The sequence below is a fragment of the Nocardiopsis sp. TRM 82005 genome, assembly GCF_056312425.1.
This window is the reverse complement of sequence record NZ_JBWDTQ010000045.1, coordinates 1-21,192: the sequence shown is the minus strand read 5'-3', so window position 1 is coordinate 21,192 and position 21,192 is coordinate 1. Positions and strand designations below refer to the sequence as shown.

Annotated in this window: 20 protein-coding genes; 9 read left to right on the top strand and 11 right to left on the bottom strand. The window is 69.5% G+C overall.

Features of this window, described 5'->3' with window-relative positions; translation table 11 throughout:
* Window positions 1-124 precede the first annotated feature (124 nt).
* A complete protein-coding gene (locus AC0T5L_RS26295; protein ID WP_476168182.1) occupies window positions 125-562 on the bottom strand; it encodes a hypothetical protein in 438 nt (145 codons plus the stop codon).
* 531 nt (window positions 563-1,093) lie between these two features.
* Here AC0T5L_RS26295 and AC0T5L_RS26290 point away from each other — a divergent pair.
* Window positions 1,094-2,893 (top strand): AMP-dependent synthetase/ligase, encoded by a 1,800-nt coding sequence (locus AC0T5L_RS26290; protein WP_476168181.1) that lies wholly within the window; start codon window positions 1,094-1,096, stop codon window positions 2,891-2,893.
* 399 nt (window positions 2,894-3,292) lie between these two features.
* Here AC0T5L_RS26290 and qcrB read toward each other — a convergent pair whose 3' ends face one another.
* From qcrB to ctaE, 4 genes are read right to left on the bottom strand one after another with little or no spacing between them, the layout of a single operon-like run.
* Window positions 3,293-4,936 (bottom strand): cytochrome bc1 complex cytochrome b subunit, encoded by a 1,644-nt coding sequence (gene qcrB / locus AC0T5L_RS26285; protein ID WP_476168180.1) that lies wholly within the window; start codon window positions 4,934-4,936, stop codon window positions 3,293-3,295.
* Window positions 4,937-4,939: 3 nt separating this feature from the next.
* Window positions 4,940-6,064, bottom strand: a complete 1,125-nt coding sequence (gene qcrA, locus AC0T5L_RS26280; RefSeq protein WP_476168179.1) for a cytochrome bc1 complex Rieske iron-sulfur subunit — start codon at window positions 6,062-6,064, stop codon at window positions 4,940-4,942.
* Window positions 6,057-6,962, bottom strand: coding sequence for a cytochrome bc1 complex diheme cytochrome c subunit (qcrC, locus tag AC0T5L_RS26275; protein ID WP_476168178.1), 906 nt, complete (start codon window positions 6,960-6,962; stop codon window positions 6,057-6,059). The genes qcrA and qcrC overlap by 8 nt, the downstream gene beginning before the upstream one ends.
* 17 nt (window positions 6,963-6,979) lie before the next feature.
* Window positions 6,980-7,606 (bottom strand): aa3-type cytochrome oxidase subunit III, encoded by a 627-nt coding sequence (ctaE, locus tag AC0T5L_RS26270; protein ID WP_476168177.1) that lies wholly within the window; start codon window positions 7,604-7,606, stop codon window positions 6,980-6,982.
* A 483-nt stretch (window positions 7,607-8,089) separates the two neighbouring features.
* Here ctaE and AC0T5L_RS26265 point away from each other — a divergent pair, with 483 nt between their 5' ends.
* From AC0T5L_RS26265 to trpD, 3 genes are all read left to right on the top strand, one after another.
* Window positions 8,090-8,527, top strand: coding sequence for a hypothetical protein (locus AC0T5L_RS26265; protein WP_476168176.1), 438 nt, complete (start codon window positions 8,090-8,092; stop codon window positions 8,525-8,527).
* Window positions 8,524-8,670, top strand: coding sequence for a hypothetical protein (locus AC0T5L_RS26260; protein WP_476168175.1), 147 nt, complete (start codon window positions 8,524-8,526; stop codon window positions 8,668-8,670). Before AC0T5L_RS26265 ends, AC0T5L_RS26260 begins: the two co-directional genes overlap by 4 nt.
* 65 nt (window positions 8,671-8,735) lie before the next feature.
* Entirely contained in the window at window positions 8,736-9,839 is a 1,104-nt protein-coding gene (gene trpD / locus AC0T5L_RS26255; RefSeq protein ID WP_476168174.1) for an anthranilate phosphoribosyltransferase, read from the top strand.
* A gap of 77 nt (window positions 9,840-9,916) precedes the next feature.
* On the opposite strand, the gene AC0T5L_RS26250 is transcribed toward trpD, so the two are convergent.
* The 3 genes from AC0T5L_RS26250 to AC0T5L_RS26240 form a co-directional block, all read right to left on the bottom strand.
* Window positions 9,917-10,192: an Lrp/AsnC family transcriptional regulator gene (locus AC0T5L_RS26250; RefSeq protein ID WP_476168173.1), complete on the bottom strand. Its 276-nt coding sequence runs from the start codon at window positions 10,190-10,192 to the stop codon at window positions 9,917-9,919.
* An 85-nt stretch (window positions 10,193-10,277) separates the two neighbouring features.
* Window positions 10,278-11,042, bottom strand: a complete 765-nt coding sequence (locus tag AC0T5L_RS26245) for a rhomboid family intramembrane serine protease (protein ID WP_476168172.1) — start codon at window positions 11,040-11,042, stop codon at window positions 10,278-10,280.
* Window positions 11,020-12,831 (bottom strand): DEDD exonuclease domain-containing protein, encoded by a 1,812-nt coding sequence (locus AC0T5L_RS26240; protein ID WP_476168171.1) that lies wholly within the window; start codon window positions 12,829-12,831, stop codon window positions 11,020-11,022. The genes AC0T5L_RS26245 and AC0T5L_RS26240 overlap by 23 nt, the downstream gene beginning before the upstream one ends.
* A 125-nt stretch (window positions 12,832-12,956) precedes the next feature.
* Between AC0T5L_RS26240 and AC0T5L_RS26235 the strand changes: the two genes are divergently transcribed.
* The 5 genes from AC0T5L_RS26235 to AC0T5L_RS26215 all read left to right on the top strand — a co-directional run bounded on the left by AC0T5L_RS26235 (window position 12,957) and on the right by AC0T5L_RS26215 (window position 18,631).
* Window positions 12,957-13,238: a hypothetical protein gene (locus AC0T5L_RS26235; protein ID WP_476168170.1), complete on the top strand. Its 282-nt coding sequence runs from the start codon at window positions 12,957-12,959 to the stop codon at window positions 13,236-13,238.
* Window positions 13,235-14,623 carry an NYN domain-containing protein gene (locus AC0T5L_RS26230; protein ID WP_476168169.1) on the top strand — a complete coding sequence of 463 codons (1,389 nt, stop codon included), beginning with the start codon at window positions 13,235-13,237 and terminating at the stop codon, window positions 14,621-14,623. The genes AC0T5L_RS26235 and AC0T5L_RS26230 overlap by 4 nt, the downstream gene beginning before the upstream one ends.
* A gap of 249 nt (window positions 14,624-14,872) precedes the next feature.
* The gene (locus AC0T5L_RS26225) at window positions 14,873-15,874 is read left to right on the top strand and encodes a C40 family peptidase (RefSeq protein ID WP_476168168.1); all 1,002 of its coding nucleotides are present in this window, start codon (window positions 14,873-14,875) and stop codon (window positions 15,872-15,874) included.
* Window positions 15,875-16,231: 357 nt separating this feature from the next.
* Window positions 16,232-17,254 carry a C40 family peptidase gene (locus tag AC0T5L_RS26220; RefSeq protein ID WP_476168167.1) on the top strand — a complete coding sequence of 341 codons (1,023 nt, stop codon included), beginning with the start codon at window positions 16,232-16,234 and terminating at the stop codon, window positions 17,252-17,254.
* A 237-nt stretch (window positions 17,255-17,491) separates the two neighbouring features.
* On the top strand, window positions 17,492-18,631 hold the full coding sequence (locus tag AC0T5L_RS26215; protein WP_476168166.1) for a glycosyltransferase family 4 protein: 1,140 nt from the start codon (window positions 17,492-17,494) through the stop codon (window positions 18,629-18,631).
* Between the two features lie 54 nt (window positions 18,632-18,685).
* Here AC0T5L_RS26215 and AC0T5L_RS26210 read toward each other — a convergent pair whose 3' ends face one another.
* The 3 genes from AC0T5L_RS26210 to AC0T5L_RS26200 all read right to left on the bottom strand — a co-directional run.
* Window positions 18,686-19,993, bottom strand: a complete 1,308-nt coding sequence (locus tag AC0T5L_RS26210; RefSeq protein WP_476168165.1) for a L,D-transpeptidase — start codon at window positions 19,991-19,993, stop codon at window positions 18,686-18,688.
* 244 nt (window positions 19,994-20,237) lie between these two features.
* Window positions 20,238-20,663, bottom strand: a complete 426-nt coding sequence (locus AC0T5L_RS26205; RefSeq protein ID WP_476168164.1) for a cytochrome c oxidase subunit 4 — start codon at window positions 20,661-20,663, stop codon at window positions 20,238-20,240.
* Window positions 20,664-20,669: 6 nt separating this feature from the next.
* Window positions 20,670-21,192 (bottom strand): cbb3-type cytochrome c oxidase subunit I (locus AC0T5L_RS26200; protein WP_476168163.1); only part of this gene is annotated, 523 nt, incomplete at its 5' end.

Here is a 21,192-nt window from a genome sequence, read left to right as displayed (position 1 = left end):
GTCTCAAGGTTCATGGCGGGGGGTTTCCATATGTGTGAGGCCCCTCGATTAAACCAGGCCCAGGACGGCCTGGCACACCCCCGTCGGCGAACCCGTTCCCCCGGCCCTAATCCCTTGCGGTGACCTACCGTTCGGCGCCATCGGCGGCATCCCCGCCACGGCCCGGGCCCGAGTCGCCTCCGGAGCGCTGCTGGCTTGCGGTGTCGGCGCGGGTCTGCTCCAGGGAGCGCTCGACCACGTCCCAGGTACGGCCCAGGGCACCGGCCATGGCCAGCCCCGCGCGGCCCAGGTGTCCGGCGACCTCCGGGGCGGACGTGCGCACGATGTCGAGGACCTCCCCCAGCGCGGGAGGCCGCTGGTCCGACTCCAGGCGGATGGCCTCCTCCCACACGTCCGCCTTGGCGGAAGGCGGCGAGGTGACCGCGCCGACCCCGCGACGGACCCCGGCCATCAACAGCTTGTACTGAAGGCTGTCGACCAGCTTCAGCGCGTCGTCGACGAGGCCGGGGCCCCTGTCCCTCTCCGCACCCGGACCGCTGTCGCGGTCGGCGTTCTCCGTCATGTCAGGTTCCTCCCTTGAGCCACGTTCTGCTTCACGGTAACCGGCGCCCCAGGCTCCGGGGAGGCTTCTCAGGGCAGGATCAGGGAGGAACCAGGGTGCACGCGCGGCGGCGCGGAGCCGAGACGCGGAAGGCGACAGGCCTCCTGGAACTTCAGAAAGTTCGCAAACGTTACATAGGACGCATAACTCTCTTCATGTGCACAAAAGTTAAACCAGGCGTATAGTCTCGCGTGCGTACGAGGAGCAACCGGGATCACCGCTCTGACCAGCGCACTCCCGGTGGCCCGGGTGGCGTCACACACCACGGAACCAGGCATAGTCCCGCGTACACACCCTGCCCTGGGGACGGGTATCCAGCGCGCCCGCGCGGGCGAGGGCAGCACGCTGAGCAGCGCGTCCGCCTCCCGCCGCACCTTCGCCTGGATTACCTTTGGATACCGAACGGCAACACTTACTACTCGTGAGTAGGATCCTGTTGTTACGGTCGTCACGTCCCCACCATCAGAACCCGTACATGTCCAGGAGCACCACGTGCGCGAATACAGCTCTCCCGCGAAGGCTGAGATCTCCGATGACGCGCGACTGACCGACACGCTCTACGAGCGCTCGGCCAGCGAGCCCGACGCCGTCGCCGCCCGTCGGCAGGAGTCCGGCCAGTGGCACGACGTCACCGTGGCGGAGCTGCACGGCGACATCGCCGCGTACGCCAAGGCCCTGATCGACGCGGGCATCGAGCACGGTGACCGTGTCGCCCTGATGTCGCACACCCGCTACGAGTGGACCGTCGTCGACTACGCCATCTGGTCCGTCGGCGGCGTGACCGTCCCGATCTACGAGACCTCCTCCGCCGAGCAGATCGAGTGGATCCTGTCCGACTCCGGCGCCAAGGCCGTCTTCGTGGAGAACGAGGACCACGCCGCGCGGGTGGAGTCGTTCCGCGACAGGACCCCCGACCTCGGCTCGCTCTGGAAGTTCGACGGCCCCGAGTACACCGAGCTGCGCTCCGCGGGTGCCAACGTCAGCGACGATACGCTGGACAAGCGCCGCACCGCGGTCAAGGCCGACGACATCGCCACCCTCATCTACACCTCGGGCACCACCGGCCGCCCCAAGGGGTGCGAACTCACCCACCGCAACTTCCTGTTCATCGCCCGCAGCGCGCTCAACGGCCCGGCCAAGCAGGTACTGCTCGGCAAGGAGAACCCCTCCACCCTGCTGTTCCTGCCGCTGGCCCACGTCTTCGCCCGCTTCGTACAGGTCATGGTCATCGAGGGCAAGGCCACCCTGGGCCACTTCCCCTCCACCGGACCGGAGCTGATCGAGCAGTTCTCGGTCTTTCGCCCGACCTTCCTCCTCGCGGTCCCCCGGGTGTTCGAGAAGGTCTACACCAAGGCCGAGCAGAAGGCCTCGGCCGAGGGCAAGGGCAAGATCTTCAGCGCCGCCGCCGACACCGCCATCGCCTACAGCAAGGCGCTCGACACCGGCCGCGTCCCCCTCGGCCTCAAACTCAAACACGCGCTGTTCGGCAAGCTGGTCTACGGCAAGCTGCTCGCCGCTCTGGGCGGCAACGCCGAACACGCCGTCTCCGGCGGCTCCGCCCTGGGCGCCCGCCTCGGCCACTTCTTCCGCGGTATCGGCTTCACCATCATCGAGGGCTACGGCCTCACCGAGACCACCGCGCCCACGTCCGTGAACAGCCCCGAGTTCAACAAGATCGGCACCGTGGGCCAGCCGCTGCCCGGCACCACCGTGAAGATCGCCGACGACGGCGAGATCCTCCTCAAGGGCGACCACATCATGGTCGGTTACTGGAAGAACGAGAAGGCCACCAAGGACGCCTTCACCGAGGACGGTTTCTACCGCACCGGCGACCTGGGCTCGCTGGACGACGACGGCTTCCTGAGCGTCACCGGACGCAAGAAGGAGATCATCGTGACCGCGGGCGGCAAGAACGTCTCCCCGGCCGTGCTGGAGGACCGCATCCGCGCCCACGCCCTGGTCAGCCAGTGCATGGTGGTCGGCGACAACCGCAAGTTCATCGCCGCGCTGGTCACCATCGACCCCGAGTCGTTCGAGCAGTGGAAGAAAGCCAACGGCAAGACCGGTGAGATCGCGGACCTGACCAAGGACACGGACCTGAACGCCGCCGTCCAGGAGGCCGTGGACCACGCCAACAACGCGGTGTCCAAGGCCGAGGGCATCAAGAAGTTCAAGATCCTGCCCAGCGACTTCACCGAGGAGAGCGGCCAGATGACCGCCTCCCTGAAGGTCAAGCGCCACGTGGTCAGCAAGCAGTGGAGCCAGGAGATCGACGACATCTACGCTGGCTGAACCATTCGGCCCACGCGCATCGGAGCCGGCCGCCCCGAGGGGCGGCCGGCTCCCGCCGTTTCCGGCCCTACCCGGGTGACGGCCGGTGCGTGCCGCGGGGCCCTCGGGTACGCACCGGCCCGGTCGGCCTCCCTCAGCTTCTCAGCCCCTGACGGACCGTGCGCGCGGGCAGGCCCCGGCCCGGCCACCGAAAGCCCCCTCCCGCCGCCGGGCGCCTCCCCGGCCCCCTACCGCGCCCGGCCGGCCCACACGCCCGTACGGGGCGAACAGAGCCCGGGGGCCGGGGACGCACGACACGACGGACCCGGCCGCACTCGCGGCCGGGTCCGTCGATAGCCCAGGGCCTGCTTCCGTGGACACCCGCTCCGTGCGCGACGGGCGGTGTCCACGGGCCACGCCCTAGTGGGCGGCCTCCTTCTCACCCTCCGGAGAGGAGTGGTGGCCGCTGTGTGCTTCCACACCGTCGATCGGCACGTTGTCCTTGGTGTACCAGTGGGCAAGGACCCGGCGGAGCTTCCCGGGCCCCTTGCGGGCCTCGGGGTTCTCCACACCCTTGTCGTCGACGTCGGCGTCGTCGGCCAGCGCCGTCGAGGTGATGGCCGGCTTGCTCTTCAGGACGTGGGTCGTCTCCTCGGAGCTGGACTTGTGCACCTCGACGAACTCACCGCTGGGCAGCTGCTGGATGGTGCCGCTCTCGTAACCGTGCTCCAGGGTCTCCAGATCACGGCGCTGCAGGCCCAGACAGATCCGCTTGGCGACGATGAAGGCCACGACCGGACCCGCGATGGCCAGCACACGGAAGATGTACGTGGTCAGGTACAGGTCGATCGAGAAGGTCTCCGACAGGACGTCGTTGGACCCGGCCAGCCAGAGCACACCGTAGAAGGTGATGCCAGCGGCACCCACGCCGGTGCGCACCGGCGCGTTGCGCGGACGGTCGGCGACGTTGTGCGCACGCTTGTCCCCGGTGATCCACTGTTCGACGAACGGCCAGGCGGCCAGGCCGCCGAAGACCAGACCCGGCACGACCAGGCCCGGCACCAGCACGGCCGTCGGGATCGCGTACCCGAAGGGCGAGATGTCGAACCAGTTCGGGAAGATGCGCAGCGACCCCTCCATGAAGCCCATGTACCAGTCGGGCTGGAGCCCGGAGGTGATGGACGTCGGCGTGAAGGGACCGAACAGGTGGATCGGGTTGATCTGCACGAACGCGCTCAGACCCGCGGTCACGGCGAACGTGAAGAAGAAGAACCCTCCGGCCTTGACCGCGAACGCCGGGAACATGGGTGTCCCGACCACGGTCTTGTCCGTGCGCCACTGTCCCGGGTACTGGGTGTGCTTCTGGTGCCACAGGATCATGAAGTGCGCCACGATCAGGCCCAGCAGCAGTGCGGGAATCGCCAGTACGTGCAGCATGTACAGCCGCGTGATGATGTCCTCGCCGGGGAACTCCCCGCCGAAGAGGAACATCGAGATGTACGGGCCGACCAGCGGCAGCGCCATCATCACGCCTTGCAGGATGCGCACGCCCATGCCCGAGGGCAGGTCGTCGGGCAGCGAGTAGCCGAAGAGGCCCTCGAGCATGGCCAGGACGAAGATCGCCACACCGATCAGCCAGTTGATCTCGCGCGGCTTGCGGAACGCCCCGGTGAAGAACACGCGGAGCATGTGCACCACCAGTGAGGCCACGAAGATCAGCGCGGCCCAGTGGTGGATCTGCCGGACGAGGAACCCGCCGCGTACCTCGAAGTCGATGTACAGCGTGGAGGCGTAGGCCTCGGACATGGGAACGCCCTGTAGGCGCTCGTAGGAGCCGTCGTAGATGATCTCCCCCATGCTCGGCTTGAACCAGAGCGTGAGGAAGACACCCGTGACGAGCAGGATGATGAACGAGTACAGCGCGATCTCACCCAGCATGAACGACCAGTGGTTCGGGAAGACCTTGCGCAGGTTCTTCTCACCGGTCTTGGCCAGGTGGAAGCGGTCGTCGATGAAGTTGCCGACGCCGCGAAGCGCCTTTGGTGCTTGCGTGGTCTTACTCATCGACTAGTCCTTCGCGTAATCCCAGAACGTCGGACCGGGCGGCTCGGTGAAACCACCGGTCGCGACGAGGTAGCCCTCATCGTCGACGCCGATCGGCAACTGCGGCAGAGCGCGGTGCGCCGGGCCGAAGACGACGTTGGCCGCGTCGGCGGCGTCGAACGTTGACTGGTGGCACGGGCACAGGATGCGGTGCGACGTGCGTTCGTACAGGGCCGCGGGGCAGCCCACATGGGTGCAGATCTTGGAGTAGGCGACGATGCCGTTGTGCGTCCAGTTCAGACGCGTCTCGCCGTCGGTGCCCTCGACCTCCTGGGTCATCCTCTCCTTCCAGGCGTCCTCCGGGATCTTGATCAACAAGACCACGGACTTGGCCTGCTCGTCGAGGCTGATCCCGTGCGGGTGGTCCTCGTCGTCGACCGCGGGCAGGGCGGAGATCATCCCGTTGGGGTCGTTCTCGAAGTCCTCCGCGCGGATGGCGCGGTGGGTGCCCTCCACGTACATGCGCCGGCCGTTCTCCCACGCGGTGGTCTTGAGCTTGTCGCCGGGCAGCGGGCCGGTGTCGCGCAGCAGCACGACCGGCGCCAGGCCCAGCGGCAGCATCGCCAGGATGAGCGTGCGCCGCATCAGCGGACGCTTGGTGAAGCCGCTCTCGTCGGCGCCCTGCATGAAGAACGCGCCGAAGGAGCCCTTCTCCTTCTCGTCGGAGGGCAGCTCGTCGTAGGGCGAGGCCACGTCGTAGTGGGGCATCACCTGGCGTGCCCAGACCGTCATACCCGCGCCGATACCGAACATGGACAGGGTGAGCGTGCCACCCAGCAGCATGTTCGAGTACTGGGAGATCTGCGGTTCGGCGATCGCCTCCGGCCCGAACACGAAGTAGGAGACCAGGAATCCGAGGCCGCCGAGGAAGGCCAGGACGAACCACACGGAGGCGATCTTCTCGCCCTTGCGCTGCGTCTCCTCCGGACGAGCGTGCGTCTCGGAGGCCTTGTACGGACCGGCATGTTCGTCGTGCGGGCCGGCGGCGGTGCCGGACACCACGCGCTCCTCGGCCTTCGGGGTGCCGACCACACGCTCAGGAGTGGGGCCCTCGGACTCGTTGTTGTCGTTGGTGTTGTTCTCAGTCATGGGCTCGCTGCTTCGCGGTGATCCAGATCGCGCAGGCAATGATCAGTGCCAGGCCGACGACCCACGAGATGAAGCCCTCGGCCACCTGGCCGACCCTTTCCAGGGCGAAGATACCGCCCGCGTCCGGTTCGGCCTGGAGGGTCTTCACGTAGGAGATGAGCTCCTGCTTCTCATCGGGCTCGATGAGGCCGTCGCTGAACATCGGCATGGCGCCGGGACCGGTGACCATGGCCTCGTAGATCTGGCGCGGGGACGCCTCGTGGATCTCGGGGGCCCAGCGGCCGTCGGTCAGGGCGCCGCCGCCGCCCGACCAGCCGTGGCAGTGCGCACAGTTGGTCAGGTAGAGCTTCATGCCCATGTCGGTGTTCTCGGGGCCGTCGATGTAGGCCTCGTACTCCTCGGCCGCGGCCTCGTAGGCCTCCTCGTCCTCGAACTCCGAGCGCTCGGGCGCGGTGCCGGGGACGTCGTAGGGCACGTCGGCGCCGTTGTCGCCGTTCCTGAGCTCCTCGTTGTAGTAGGCGATCAGGTTGTCGAGCTCCTGCTCGGACATGACCATGGGCTTGCGCGGCATCTGGTTGTCCGGGTCCATGGACGGCATACGACCGGTGCTGACCTGGAAGTCGATAGCCGCAGGACCGACGTCGCGGATGTCGGGGGCGTTGGCGGTCCCGCTGCCCTCGTAGTTGTGGCAGGTCGCGCACGTCTGGTCGAAGATTTCCTTGCCCTCGAGAACGTCCACGTCACCCTGTGACGGGGCGTCAGCGGCGAGGGGCTGCGCCTGGGCCTGGTCGGCGGTGGGCGCCAGTGCGGCGTATCCCACCCCGAACAGGGCTAGCGCGAGGATGACGACGACATACCCCGCCAGGGGATGCCGTCGCCGCGCGGTAATCCATTTCACGGTTTCCCCGTTTCGGGTTACTGGATGAAGTAGATGGTGAAGAACAAAGCGATCCAGACCACGTCGACGAAGTGCCAGTAGTAGGACACGACGATCGCGCTGGTCGCCTGCTGGTGGGTGAAGCGCTTCGCGGCGTACGTGCGTCCCAGCATGATGAGGAACGCGATCAGCCCACCGATGACGTGGAGTCCGTGGAAGCCCGTGGTCAGGAAGAACATCGACCCGTAGGCACTCGACTGGAGAGTCAGGCCTTGGTGGAGGATGAGCTCGTAGTACTCGTAGGCCTGTCCAAGAACGAAGAACAGGCCCATGAAGAACGTGATGTAGAACCACATGCGCAGCTTCTTGACGTCGCCGCGCTCTGCGGCCCAGACGCCGAACTGCGCGGTGAAGCTGGAGGCCACCAGGACCACGGTGATGGCTGACGCCCACGGAACGTTGAGGTGGGTCGTCGGCCAGTCCCCCAGTTCGGGGTTTCCGTTGGTCACCGATCGGATGGTGAAGTACATCGCGAACAGCGCAGCGAAGAACATGAGTTCGTTGGCCAACCACACGATGGTGCCAACACTCACCAGGTCAGGACGCTTTGCCGCACCATGCGCTGGTGTCGGTGCTGTTTTTGGGTTCGCGGTTGCTGTCGCCACGGGAGCATTATTACGGCATCTCGCGCAGGCCTGTACTCGACCCCCCGTAACGCGACGGATCAGCGTCGGCGCAGGGGGCTCCGGGGGCCTCGAACGGCCCGTTCGCCGTGACAGGGACGTTACTGTAGCGGGTCGTCCTCCTCATGTGGGCCAGCGACGCGCCCGAGAGGGGCCGAAAATCGCGATCCTGGACAGCTGAGGCGTTCCGTACCCCCGCGGACGGCACTCCAACCCACCCGAACCAACGCCCAGGCATCGAAACAGTAACTGTTTCATAACGCAGGCTCCGGGGCGGGTTAACGCACGACCCGAGCATGCTGGCATCCTGTTGGTGTCGAAGGTCTCAGTGCCGGACCTGGCCCCGAACCCCCTTCTGGGCAGCGGGGCCACAAGGCAATACAGTCAGAGGCATACAGCCAACGAACGCCTCGGCCGCACCCCCATGGCGGCGGCCGCGGACAGACGCGATGGGACGGTTGCGCGATGGTGGTCAGCGGTACGGACACGGGTGCCAAAATGCGCGTGCTGGTCTACAGCGACAATGCCGACACCCGTGAGCAGGTACGGCTGGCGATCGGCCGCCGGCCGTCCTTGGACGTACCCAAGGTGGAGTTCGTCGAGTGCGCCACCTCGCCCGCCGTCCTGCGCAAGCTGGAGGAGACCGACCCGTCCACGCGTATCGACGTGGCGGTCTTCGACGGCGAGACCGCCCCCGTCGGCGGGATGGGCCTGTGCCGGCAGGTCAAGGACGAGATCTACCGCTGCCCGCCGGTGCTGCTGCTGGTGGGACGGCGCGACGACGGCTGGCTGGCCACCTGGGCGCGGGCCGAGAAGGTCGTCAGCCACCCGATCGACCCCGTCGCGCTCGCCGAGTCCCTGGCCGAGCTGATGCGCCAGCGGGTCACTGCCCTGAGCGGGTGACCGGGGTGGGACACGGCCTCGAAGCGGTCGAGAACGACGAGAGGGAACTGCGCCGCCGCGGCGTGGTGGGCGCCACCCTGAACCACGGCGCCGACACCGGGCGATGGCGCGGCCACATCCAGCCCCTTCCTCCGGGCGCCTGAGGCGGCCCACCCGTCACCCGCCGCCCGGGTTCCCGCGCCCGTTTCCTCACCGTGGAGCAACAACGATGAACGTCTCTGCCGCGAACTCTCCCGACGCCTCCGGAGCCGACGAGCGGTCCGCCGTGACCGAACGAACCTGGTCCAACCTGATCACCGCCCTGCTGGGCGGCCTGTCCCTCAGCGCCGCCGACACCGAATGGGCGATGAACGAGATCATGTCCGGCTCGGCGACCGACGCCCAGATCGCCGGGTTCGCCATCGCGCTGCGAGCCAAGGGCGAGAGCGTGTCGGAGGTGACCGGCCTGGCCCAGGGCATGCTCGACAACGCGGTACGGGTGAGCGTGTCCGGTCCGACCCTGGACATCGTGGGCACCGGCGGCGACCGGGCCCACACGGTGAACGTGTCGACGATGGCGGCGATCGTGGCCTCGGCCGCCGGAGCCCGCGTGGTCAAGCACGGCAACCGGGCGGCCTCCTCCTCCTGCGGCACGGCCGACGTGCTGGAACGCCTGGGCGTGGTCCTGGACCTGCCGCCCAAGCTGACCGCGCAGGTGGCCGAGGAGGCGGGCATCACCTTCTGCTTCGCCCCGATGTTCCACCCCTCGCTGCGCTTCGCCGCCAAGACGCGCCGCGAACTGGCGGTGCCCACGGTGTTCAACTTCCTGGGGCCGCTGACCAACCCGGCACAGCCGTCGACCTCGGCGATCGGGGTCTTCGACGAACGTATGTGCGAGGTGATCGCCGGGGTGTTCGCCCGCCGCGGCTCCTCAGCACTGGTGTTTCGCGGCGACGACGGGCTGGACGAGCTGACCACCACGACCACATCCACGGTGTGGGTGGTGCGCGAAGGCCGGGCCCGCCGCGAGGCGCTGGACCCGGCCGACCTGGGCATCGCCCGGTCCCAGCCGGAGGACCTGCGCGGCGGCGACGTGGAGTTCAACGCCCAGGCCGTCCGCGACCTGGTGGCGGGCCGCCCCGGCCCGGTGCGCGACGCGGTGCTGCTCAACGCGGGCGCCGCGCTGGCAGCCGTGGACGGAGTCCAGGGCTCGCTGCTGGAGGCGGTGCGGGCCGGGTACGAGCGTGCCACCGCCGCCGTGGACGGCGGCGCCGCCGAGCGCGCGCTGGAGCGCTGGGTACAGATCAGCCAGGAGCACGCCAAGGCGCTCTGAGCGCCAAGGAACGCCAACAGTGGGAGGGCGCGGGGCCGGGCCCGCCGGCCGCCGCGCCCTGTGGACACCCCGTCCGGCTACCAGCCCAGTGCGAAGGCCGACTCCAGATCGTGCTTGGAGTAGGCCTGGAAGGAGATGTGGGTGTCGGAGGAGAGCACGCCGGGAACCTTGTTCACCCGCCCGGGGATCACCTCGGCCAGGTCCTCGTGCTGGCGCACCCGCACCATGGCGATGAGGTCGACGCCGCCGGTGACCGAGTAGACCTCGCTCACCCCGTCGATCTCCGCGATCGCCTCAGCGACCTCGGGGATGCGGTTGACGTCGGCCTTGATCATGACGATCGCGGTGATCACGTGTGCCTCCAGGGCGGTTCTTCGGTACGGGACGGGCGCGCCGACCGCGCGGGGACGCGCCAGGGCGCACTCCGCGGAACACGTCCTAATAGACGTCGGAGAGCCGCGTCCCGGAGCGCCATCGCAGCCGGTAGACCACCAGTCCCACGATCACCCCGGCGATGAACCCGTACACGTGCGCCGCGTAGGCGACCCCGCTGTCGGCACCGGGGGCGTTCGATGTGGTGACGTAGAGAAGATACTGAAGTGCGAAGTAACTGCCCACCACGGCCCACCCCGGCAGACGCATCGGAACCACACCGAACACCAGCACGGTCACCCGGCTGCGGAACTGCACGACGAGATAGGCGCCCAGCACTCCGGAGATGGCCCCGGAGGCGCCGATCATGGGCATGGTGCCGCCGGCGTCGCTCAGGGCGAAGCCGTAGGCCGCGGCGACCCCGGTGACCAGGTACAGCGCCAGGAAGCGCAGCTTACCGATGCGGTCCTCCACCACGGGGCCGAACACGAACAGGTACATCAGGTTGCTGATCAGGTGCAGCGACCCGCTGTGCAGGAACATCGAACTGAACACCGAGAACCACACGGGCTTGTCGCCGAACCCACCGCACTCGGGCACCGCGTGCGGTACCTGGTCCACACGACCGAGGATCTCGGCCGGGACCGCGCCCCAGAACATGAAGTAGTCCTGGATCGCGCAGTACCGGCCGATGACGTCGGCCGGATACCACACGGCGGTCGCCGCCTGGGGCGACATCAGGTAGACGAGGACGTTGACCGCGATCAGCGTGTACGCGACGACGGGGACGCGGCGAACGGGGTAGTCGTCATTGAGCGGAAGCGCGGCCATGCGCCCAGTGTGTCATCTCGGTGTGCGCCTCGGCGCTGCGTAACGGGCATGTCCACTCCCCCTCGATCTCCACCAGCCGGGTGGCGGGATCAGTGAGCCAGTCCAGGACCAGCTCGGTCTCGGCCGGGACGGCGCTGGGGCTGGGCCCGTGTCCGGCGGGCACGTACTCGGCGGTGGCGACCAGGGAGGACAGGAAGGCCGCCGGGTCGGTGCCCGGGCCCAGCACCGCGCTGGCGGCCAGGCGGCCGTGGCGGACCACGCACGTCTCCCAGCCCGCGCCGGTACGGCGGGAGGCGACCATGTGCGGGACGGCGGCGACGGCGGCCAGGCGCTGGGCGCGCCGAGCGCCACGCAGGAACGCGGTGAGGCGGTCGCGCAGGCCCGCGGCCTCCTCGTAGCGCAGCTCGGCGGCGAGTTCGGCGATGCGTGCGGTGTGCGCGTCCACGACGGCGGCCGGGTCACCGGCCATGGCGGCGCGCGCGGCATCGGCGTGAACGGTGTACCCGGCCAGGCTCTCGCTACCGTCACAGGGCGCGCCGCACCGGCCCAGCTGGGCGAGCACGCACGCACCCGTCCAGCGCCCGCCGCCTCCGACGGACACCTCATGGACACCATCCCCTCTCCGGCCCCCGCCGCCCGAGACCCGGGGTGCGGCGGTCCCGTCCCCCCGCGGGGTGAAGGTGTGGGTGCACTGGCGCAGCGGAAACGCGTACAGCAGCGCCTCCCTGGCCTGCTCGGCCTCCCCCGCCGAGTTGTAGGGACCGATGTGGGTCGCACCGGCGTCCCCGGCGTCCCGCACCACGGACAGGCGCGGGTAGGCGTCAGTGGTCAACCTGACCCAGCAAGCACGCTCAGGGCTGCGCGAGCGCCGGTTGTAGGGCGGCTTGCGCTCGGCGATGACACGCAGCTCGCGGACGGATGCCTCCAGCTCGCTGGAGCACACTATGGGGGTGACCCCCTCCACCAGTCCCGCCATCTCACGGATGCGCTGGCGGCTCTCGGCCGCGGTGAAGTAGGAGCGCACCCGGCGGCGCAGGTTCTTGCTCTTACCGACGTAGAGGCTGGCCCCGCGCGCGTCGGTGAACACGTACACCCCCGGCTCCTCGGGCAGCCCCTCGGCCAGGTGGCGCTTGCTGCGCTGCGCCTTCGTGGGCGGCTTGGTGACCGCGCGCAGCTCCTCCAGACTGGACACGCCCATGGGACGCAGGCACTCGATCAGCCCGTGCAGGACGCCCACGGTGGCGCGTGCGTCGTCCAGGGCCCGGTGGTTGGGGGTGACCGGGACCCCGAAGTGGGCAGCGAGCGTGGCGAGCCTGTGGTTGCGCGCCTGCCCGTGGGGGAGCACCGCCCGGGCCAGGCGCAGCGTGTCCACCACCGGGTAGCCGGGCCAGTCCACCCCGTGGCGCTCACACGCGGCCTTGAGGAAACCGGTGTCGAAGGGCGCGTTGTGAGCCACCAGCGCGGTACCGGGCTCAGCGTCCAGAAAGGCCAGGACGCGAGGCAGTACCTCCTCCATCGGCGGAGCCGTGGCCACCATTGACTGGGTGATCCCGGTCAACAGGGTGATATTGGCTGGAATGGGGACACCAGGATCGACCAGGGTGGCGAACTCGTCGACGACCTCGCCACCGCGCACCCGAACCGCGCCGACCTCCGTGATCCGTGAGCCGCTGGCACTGGTACCGGTGGTCTCCAGGTCCAGCACGACGAACGTCGCCGCGGCCAACGGCGTGCCGAGGTCGCTGATGCTGGTTTGGACGCCAGTGGGCGCCGCGGACTGTCGAACCACCCGGTCAGGGTAGTCGGCAGTAGGGACAACCTGGCGGGATACGGTCTGACCTGCCCGACATGGAAAGATGTGGGGACATCGGTTCGGCGAGCCGCCACCGAAGGACACGAGCACGAGGAGGAACCGTGGGGATCGCGATGCCGGGTGACAATGAGCGATGGCGGTGCACCGGGTGCGGCAATCTCACACGGTTCGACGTGACCCGTACGACCCGCTCCCAGGACTACGTCCACCTGGACCTGGCCGGTAACGGCGGGGTCGAGGAGCGCACCGTGCTCTCCGAGACCATCGAGCGCATCAGGTGCCGCTGGTGCGGCGCCACCGACAGCGTGGAGATCATCGCCCGCCCCAACGCCGACCGGTCGGCCCCCGGTTCCCCGGCGGAGAGCCCGACGGGTCGGGCATGAGCGCCCGCCCGGAGGCGGGCGACGACTCCGACGGCAACAACCCGACCGACGGGGACGCCCCCTCGGCGAGCCCCGACGGCCGCGGGGAGGAAGTGGCCCGCGCCCTGCCCGAGCCGGTGCGCGCCCGCGTCGTCGAGTACGGTTCCGACGTGCTCGGCGGCATGCGCGCCAACGACCTGCCTCCCCTGCTGCGCAGAGTGGCCAAGTTCGAGCCCCGGCGCAGAGCCAGGCTCGCCGGACCGCAGATCGCCGCCCAGCTGGAGACCGACGACGCCTTCCGCGCCATGGTCGCGGCACGGGTCGAACAGGTGTGGCCGGAGCTGGCCGAGGGCCTGCGCTCGGGCATGGTGCCACCCGCCGCCGACCCCGTGGCGGTGGCGGCCTGCGCCTACCTGCTGCGTCCGAAGGGGTGGCCCGACATCATCGAGGGCGTCCACCGCGAACTGGAACGCCAGGCCAGCACCAAGGAGGCCGACCAGGCCGCCGAGGCGCTCGACACTGCACGCCGCCAACTGGACGAGGCCCGGCACGGGCACCAGGCGGAACTGGAGCGGCTGCGCTCCCAGATGAAGGCGCAACGCACCGAGATCGCCGAACTGCGCCGCAAGGTGCACACCGAACGCCAACGGGCCAAGGAGGCCGCTGAGCGGGCCTCGCGGGCACTGGCCGATACGGCCGACCGCGAGTCGGAGACGAACGCGCAGGTCGGCGCGCTGGAGTCGGAGAACCGGCGGCTGCGGTCACGGCTGGCCGCCGCCGAGGCGCAGGTGGAAAACGCCCGCCGCGCGGTACGTGCCGGGCGCAACGCCGACGAGGCGCGGCTACGCGTGCTGCTGGACGTGCTGGTGGACGCCTCTCACGGGCTGCGCCGGGAGCTCGCGCTGCCCGCCGCCCTGGACAACCCCGCCGACCTGGTGGCCGAGACCGAGCAACAGCGGCGGGTGTCCCTGGGCGGGCTGCCCGACGACGACCCCGGCCTGCTGGAGTACCTGCTGACGGTGCCGCGTGTGCACCTGCTGGTGGACGGCTACAACGTCACCAAGACCGGCTACGGCACGATCCCGCTGGCCGACCAGCGCACCCGGCTGATGAACTCGCTGGAGGGACTGGCCAGCCGCACCAAGGCCGAGATCACGTGCGTCTTCGACGGCGCCGACGTGGACACCCCTCCGGTAGTGGCGCCGACGCGCCGGGTACGGCTGCTGTTCAGCGCACCCGGGGAGACCGCCGACGAGCTGATCGTGCGCCTGGTACGCGCCGAACCGACAGGACGGCCGATCGCGGTGGTCACCTCCGACAGGGAGATCGTGACGGCGGTGCGCCGGGCGGGGGCCCGCGCGGTGCCCTCGACGATCTTCCTGCGCCGTCTGGAGGCGCACGGCTAGGGAGCACCCCCGCCCCGCACGCGGTCGCCCCACCATGGGAACCGGCGTGTGGGCGGCCCCCTGGTTGAGCCGGGCGGAACGGTCCGCTAGGTTCTTCCCGAACGTGAGTGTTCCATCGGACGGGACATACTCCCCGTTGCCCGCCGGTGGCAACCCGCGCACAAGCCCTCCCGTGCCCCCGCACGGACCCGTGACCGTTCCCCCAGCACCCTTGTGCGAACTTTCCAACCCCAAGGAGTATGGACCGCCATGAAGAACCCCGGTGGTCGGCGTACGGCTCGCCGATTCGCTGCCACGACCGGAATCAGCGCGGTCGTCGCCAGCACCCTGATCGCTCCGGGCACCGCAAACGCGGAGCCGACCAAGGAAGAGGTCGAGGAGCGCATCGAGGAGCTGAACGAGGAGGCCTCGACCGCGGTCCAGGAGTACAACCAGGCCGAGGAGGACCACGAGGTCGCCCAGACCCTCTACGACGACCTCGAGGAGCAGGTCGGGGACGAGGAGGACCGCTACGAGGAGCTGCGCGGAAAGGTGCAGCAGCTCGCCAACGCCACCTACCAGACCGGTGACCTGGACTCCACGACCAACATCCTGGCCTCCGACGGCCCTGAGGCCCTGCTGGACCAGAACGCCGACCTGAACTACCTGTCGGATTCCCAGAAGGCCCAGCTGGACGAGTTCGGTGAGTCCTCCGAACGGCTCTTCAGCCTCAAGGACGAGGCCGAGGAGGCCCTGGAGGAGGCGGAGGAGTCCCTGGAGGAGGCCGAGGAGGCCAAGGAGGAGGTCGAGGGGAAGATCGAGGAGCAGCAGACGCTCCTCGCGGAGTTCCCCGAGGCCGACGCCTCCGCCGAGGGCACCGACGACAGCGGGGGCCAGTCCTACACCGGCAGCGCCTCGGGCAGCGCGGGCGCGGCCCTGGACTTCGCCTACTCCAAGGTGGGACTGCCCTACATCTACGGCGGTACCGGCCCCGACGGCTACGACTGCTCCGGCCTGGTCCAGGCCTCCTGGCGCAACGGCAACGTCGACCTGCCCCGCACCACCTACGCACAGGCCGAGGTGGGCCACCGCATCAACGACATGAACGCCCTACAGCCGGGCGACATCATGTTCTTCTCCGGGATGGGCCACAACGGGCTCTACGCGGGCAACGGCCAGATGGTGCACGCCCCGCGTACCGGACGCAACATCGAGATCGTGGACCTGGCCACGTACTGGGCCGGGCAGTTCGAGTTCGGAGTCCGCCCGTAGGCGGCGCCCCGAGGCCTTCGGGGCCGCCACCCGGCGGGTGGCGGCCCCGCCGCTGTTAAAGGACAGCAAACGGGGTTTCGGACGTATCGCTTCGACCAGCGAAACGTCACGAAAAGGTTGAGAGAGGCCCAACGCATGCACTAGTGTTCACCGCCGAGCGCGGTCGCTCCTTTTCACCGCCCCCTGGCGGTGACGACCGCGTCCGGATTAGGCCGATCCCCATCCTCGGGGCCATGGTCTCCCATCCCCTGGGTCCGCGGTCCCCCGACCCTCGGACCGCGTTCTGAGGCCTCGGCCCTCCCCCGGTGCATCCCTTGCTCCCGCACGGCCTGGGACAAGGGGAGAAAGGTGCTACACGTGTCTGCATCCCGCCGCGGTCGCGGGCGCCGCACAGCGGTCGTCTCCTCCCTCACCGCCGCCGCCCTCCTCCTGCCCTGTGCGGTGGCCCACGCCGAGCCCACGGCCGACGAGGTCCGCGAGGAGATCGAACGCCTCGAAGAGGAGTTCATCGAACTCAACGCGGCCTACAACGAGGCCGAGGAGAGGCACGAGGCGGCCGAGGAGAAGCTGGAGGAGATCCTGGAGGAGGTCGGGACCGCCGAGAAACAGGTGGAGGAACTCGGCCTGGGCGCGCGTCAGCTCGCCAGCTCCACCTACACCGGAATCGACCTCACCTCCTTCCACCAGCTGGTCAGCTCCGCCGGACCCGAGAACGCCCTGACCCACCAGGCCGACCTGGACTACCTGTCCGAGCAGCACGACGAGAACCTCGAGCAGTACGTCCTGGAACTGGAGAACCTGGAGACGCTGGAGGCCGAGGCGACCGAGACCGAGGAGGAGGCCGCCGAGGCCCTGGAGGAGGCGGAGGAGGCCACCGAGGAGTCCCAGACCGCCATCGAGGAGCAGGAGGAACTGCTCGATGAGCTGACCGCCGAGGAACTGGCGGCGGCCACCGAGAACGTCGGCCAGACCGGCGGCGGTGGCGGCGGTGGCGGCAGCTACACCGGCCCCGCCTCGGGCAGCGCCCGGACCGTTCTGGACTTCGCCTACTCCAAGGTGGGACTGCCCTACGTCTGGGGCGGCACCGGCCCCGACGGCTACGACTGCTCCGGCCTGACCCAGGCCGCCTGGGGCGCCGCGGGCGTGGTCCTGCCGCGGACCACCTACCAGCAGGTCAACGCGGGACAGCGCGTCTCCTGGGAGAACAAGCAGCCCGGCGACCTGCTGTTCTTCTACCCCGGCAGCCAAGGCCCCGAGCACGTGGGCCTGTACGCGGGCGACAACGTCATGGTGCACGCCTCCACGTCCGCACGCCCCATCGGCAAGGTGACCCTGAACGACTACTACCGCAGCAACTTCGTCACCGCCGTCCGCCCCTGACTGGCGGACCGGTCCGGTACCCCGGTGCCCCGCGACGGGCGGACCGTCGCGGGGCACCGCCCTGTTCCGGCCCTCACGGAGCAGACACCTTCGGCCCCCTGCCTTGACGCCGTAGACCACTACGACCAGGACACCCCGCCCGCCCGTGCCCGGCCGGCCACCAGGCGCACGACGGGCACCACACCCGGCACCGCGAGAGCCGGACACGCCCACGGCACAGGTCCTAGACTCATCCCCGTGTCGCGAACCCTGATCATCACCAACGACTTCCCGCCCAAATCCGGCGGCATCGAGGCCTTCGTCCACGAGATGGCCCTGCGCCGCCCCCAGGGCTCGGTCGTGGTCTACTGCTCCTCGCCCTCCCCCTCCGACGCCGCCACCGACCCGCACTTCGACCTGCACCAGCCCTTCCCCGTGGTGCGCGACGCCGCCCGCGTCCTGCTGCCCACCCCCCGGGTGGCCGCACGGGCACGCGCCATCGCCGACCTGGAGGGCTGCGACTCGGTGGTCTACGGCGCCGCCGCACCACTGGGACTGCTCGCCGCCGGACTGGGCGAGCGCACCCCGGTCAAACGGCAGGTGGCCATCAGCCACGGCCACGAGACCTGGTGGGCGGCGCTCCCCGGCTCCCGACAGGCACTGCGCCGTATCGGCGAGACCACCGACACCGTCACCTACCTGGGCGAGTACACCCGGCGGCGCCTGTCCCGGGCCCTGTCCCCGGACGCGGCAGCGCGCATGCGCCAGCTCGCGCCCGGCGTGGACACCGACCGCTTCAGCCCCGGCTCCGGCGGCGACGGGATCCGCGGGCGCCACGGCCTGGGCGACCGCCCGGTGGTGGTGTGCGTGTCCCGACTCGTGCCCCGCAAGGGACAGGACACCCTGATCCGCGCCTGGCCCCGCGTCCTGGCCGACGTACCCGACGCTGCCCTGCTCATCGTCGGCGACGGCCCCCACCAGCAGCGGCTGCGCGCGGCCGCGCGCGGCATGGACTCGGTGGTCTTCGCCGGCTCAGTCCCCGCGCAGGAGCTGCCGTCCTACTACGACGCCGGCGACGTGTTCGCCATGCCCTGCCGGAACCGGCGCGGCGGACTGGAGGCCGAGGGCCTGGGAATCGTCTACCTGGAGGCCTCGGCCTGCGGCCTGCCCGTGGTCGCGGGCGACTCCGGCGGCGCCCCCGACACGGTCCTGGACGGCCGGACCGGCCTGGTCGTGGACGGTTCACTGCCAGGACCGACGGCACGAGCCCTCATCCGGCTGCTGAAGGACCCCGACCGCGCCGCCCAGATGGGCGCACACGGCCGCGAATGGGTGAGACGCACGTGGAGCTGGGAACGCGCCGCCCAGCGCCTGGACGCCCTCCTGGAGGACTCCTAGGGCGTGTCCCTCCTGGGCTTTCCGCTCCGCCCCGTGCTCAAGCCCCCAGAGGTTCTAGAGTCCTTCGCCGTGCACGGAGCCAGGCGTGCCCGACCCGTCGGTCACCTGCGGCTCACCGGTGGCACTGTTGTCCAGCCACTCCTGCCAGGAGCGCTGGTAGAAGCCCCACCCGTTGTCCCACTCCAGCTGCCGGTCCGTCCCGGTGGTCTCCAGGACATCGCCCATCAGCGCCTGGTCGTAGAACCACCGGGCGTCCTCCACCGACATGTTCGTGCACCCGTTGGAGACGTCGGCCGAGCCGATCTCCTCGTTCCAGGGCGCGGCGTGGGTGAACTCGCCGCTGTTGGAGGTACGCACCGCCCAGTCCACGTCGAGCTTGTAGTAGTCCGGCGAGTCCTCGGGGATACCGACGGTGGCCGCGTCCATCACCAGGGACTCGTACTTCTCCATGGTCAGGTGGACGCCGGAGCTGGTGGTGTCGAAACGCTCGTCGGCCTTGCCGTTGCTCACCGGGATGGTGCGCGCGGGCTCGCCGTCGATCTCCACCCTCATCTCCTGGTCGGGCACGTGCATGGTGGCGAGCATCTCGCGGCCCACCTCGAAGTCGATGCGGTGGTTGTCGATACCGTAAACGCCCTCGGAGGCCTCCACCCCCGCCAGGCGCAGATCGACGCTGACCTCCTGGTAGGGCTCCCAGTACTCCTTCGGGCGAAACACCGCCATCTGGTCACCCACCCAGTTCCAGGCGCCCTCGGCCCCGTACTCGGAGGTGACCTCCATGGAGTTCTCGACCTGGGCCTTGTTCTGCACGGGCAGGTCGAAGTTGACGATCACGGGCATGCCCACACCGACGGTGTCACCGGAGACGGGAAAGTTGGAGGCCAGTTCGAGGCGCCGACCGTCCACGGCCTCCTCGGTGCCGAACTCGGCGACGGCCTCGGACCCCTCGCCGTCCTCGTCCTCGGCGGTGGCGCGGACAGTGACCGTCGATCCCGGGAACATGTTCCGGTCGCTGACCCACTCGGTACCGTCCTCGCTCAGGGTTCCGGGGAACTCCGCGCCCTCCCCGACCGCGGCCTGCTCCGCCTCCGCGTCGCCCCCGGCGTCCCCCGCGGCCTGCTCCACCAGGACGTCGGTGATGGTGCCCTCCTCCACCGACACCCGCACGGGGGTGTCGGGAGCCACCGACGCGGCGCCCTCCTCCGGGGTGATGGCGATCTCGGGCCCGGTCGGCTCCTGCGGGCTGGGGGCGGCCTCAGGCTCCTGCCGCGGCGCGCTGGTGCAGGCCGTCGCCACGAGCGCGACCGCGGCGGCCACGGCGGCCAGGCGGCACGGCACCGGCCGGAAAACTCGTCCCTTCACGCCAAGGACCTCCAGCGTCCGTTGCGGCGGGGACCCCGGCGCACACGGAAACGGACTCGCGTCCGCGGGGCCACAGTCAGGTCAGATCTTCGCAAAGCCTACCTTTCCCACGACCCCGCACCGGTGAATCCGGGGCGGTGTCGCCGCCAGGCAGCGCAAAGCCCCGGCGGTCGGCCGGATCACACGGACCCGCCGGCCGCCGGGGCCTGAGCGCGCGGCCACCGGTCCGGTGGCCGCGCGCCCGCTAGTGCTGGAACTCCTTGCGGTAGTACTCGAAGACCCAACCGATGACGGTGAGCATGAGAACGAAGAAACCGATGAACACCATCCACCAGCCGATGGCCACACCCACAGCGGTGAAGGCCACGGACAGCGCGACGAACAACGGCCACCAGCTGTGCGGGCTGAAGAACCCGTACTCACCGGAGTTCTCGGCGATCTCACCGTCCAGCCGCTCCTCCGGGGGAAGCCCGTGGAAGTGCTCGCTGCGGCGGGCCGCCTGCCAGAGCCAGAAACCGATCATCCAGCCGAAGCCGATGGAGACCACCAGGGCGGTGGTACCCGTCCACTCGACCGTGCCGGTCTCCTGGTAGGACCAGAACAGGTACAGGGCGGCGGCAAGACCGAAGAAGGTCGAGACGCCCATGAACAGATAGGCCTGCGTCTTCATTCGCCCCTACTCCTTCGTGGCGCCCGCCGGGACTGCGCCCGGGGCCGCGGCGTGCGGGTGGTTCAGGTCGAACGCGGGACGCTCCGACCGGATCCGCGGCAGCGACGTGAAGTTGTGCCGCGGCGGAGGGCAGGACGTCGCCCACTCCAGGGAGCAGCCGTAGCCCCACGGGTCGTCGACAGTGACCATCGGCGCCCTGCGCGCGGTGACGTAGACGTTCCAGAAGAAGATCAGCGTCGAGGCCGCCAGCACGAACGACGAGATCGAGGAGATCTGGTTCAGCTCCGTGAAACCGTCACCGGGCAGGTAGTCGGCGTAACGGCGCGGGAAGCCCATGGCGCCCAGCCAGTGCTGGACCAGGAACGTGCCGTGGAAACCGAGGAACAGCAGCCAGAAGTGGAACTTGCCCAGCTTCTCGTCGAGCATCCTGCCGGTGAACTTGGGCCACCAGTAGTAGAAGCCCGCGAACATCGCGAACACCACGGTGCCGAACACCACGTAGTGGAAGTGCGCCACCACGAAGTAGGAG

What these genes read in the sequence shown, in the direction of transcription:
- AC0T5L_RS26295 (WP_476168182.1), bottom strand. Translation starts at nt 562, where the DNA reads ATGACGGAGAACGCCGACCGCGACAGCGGTCCGGGTGCGGAGAGGGAC.
- qcrB (WP_476168180.1), bottom strand. Translation starts at nt 4,936, where the DNA reads ATGAGTAAGACCACGCAAGCACCAAAGGCGCTTCGCGGCGTCGGCAAC.
- qcrA (WP_476168179.1), bottom strand. Translation starts at nt 6,064, where the DNA reads ATGACTGAGAACAACACCAACGACAACAACGAGTCCGAGGGCCCCACT.
- AC0T5L_RS26265 (WP_476168176.1), top strand. Translation starts at nt 8,090, where the DNA reads ATGGTGGTCAGCGGTACGGACACGGGTGCCAAAATGCGCGTGCTGGTC.
- trpD (WP_476168174.1), top strand. Translation starts at nt 8,736, where the DNA reads ATGAACGTCTCTGCCGCGAACTCTCCCGACGCCTCCGGAGCCGACGAG.
- AC0T5L_RS26245 (WP_476168172.1), bottom strand. Translation starts at nt 11,042, where the DNA reads ATGGCCGCGCTTCCGCTCAATGACGACTACCCCGTTCGCCGCGTCCCC.
- AC0T5L_RS26230 (WP_476168169.1), top strand. Translation starts at nt 13,235, where the DNA reads ATGAGCGCCCGCCCGGAGGCGGGCGACGACTCCGACGGCAACAACCCG.
- AC0T5L_RS26225 (WP_476168168.1), top strand. Translation starts at nt 14,873, where the DNA reads ATGAAGAACCCCGGTGGTCGGCGTACGGCTCGCCGATTCGCTGCCACG.
- AC0T5L_RS26205 (WP_476168164.1), bottom strand. Translation starts at nt 20,663, where the DNA reads ATGAAGACGCAGGCCTATCTGTTCATGGGCGTCTCGACCTTCTTCGGT.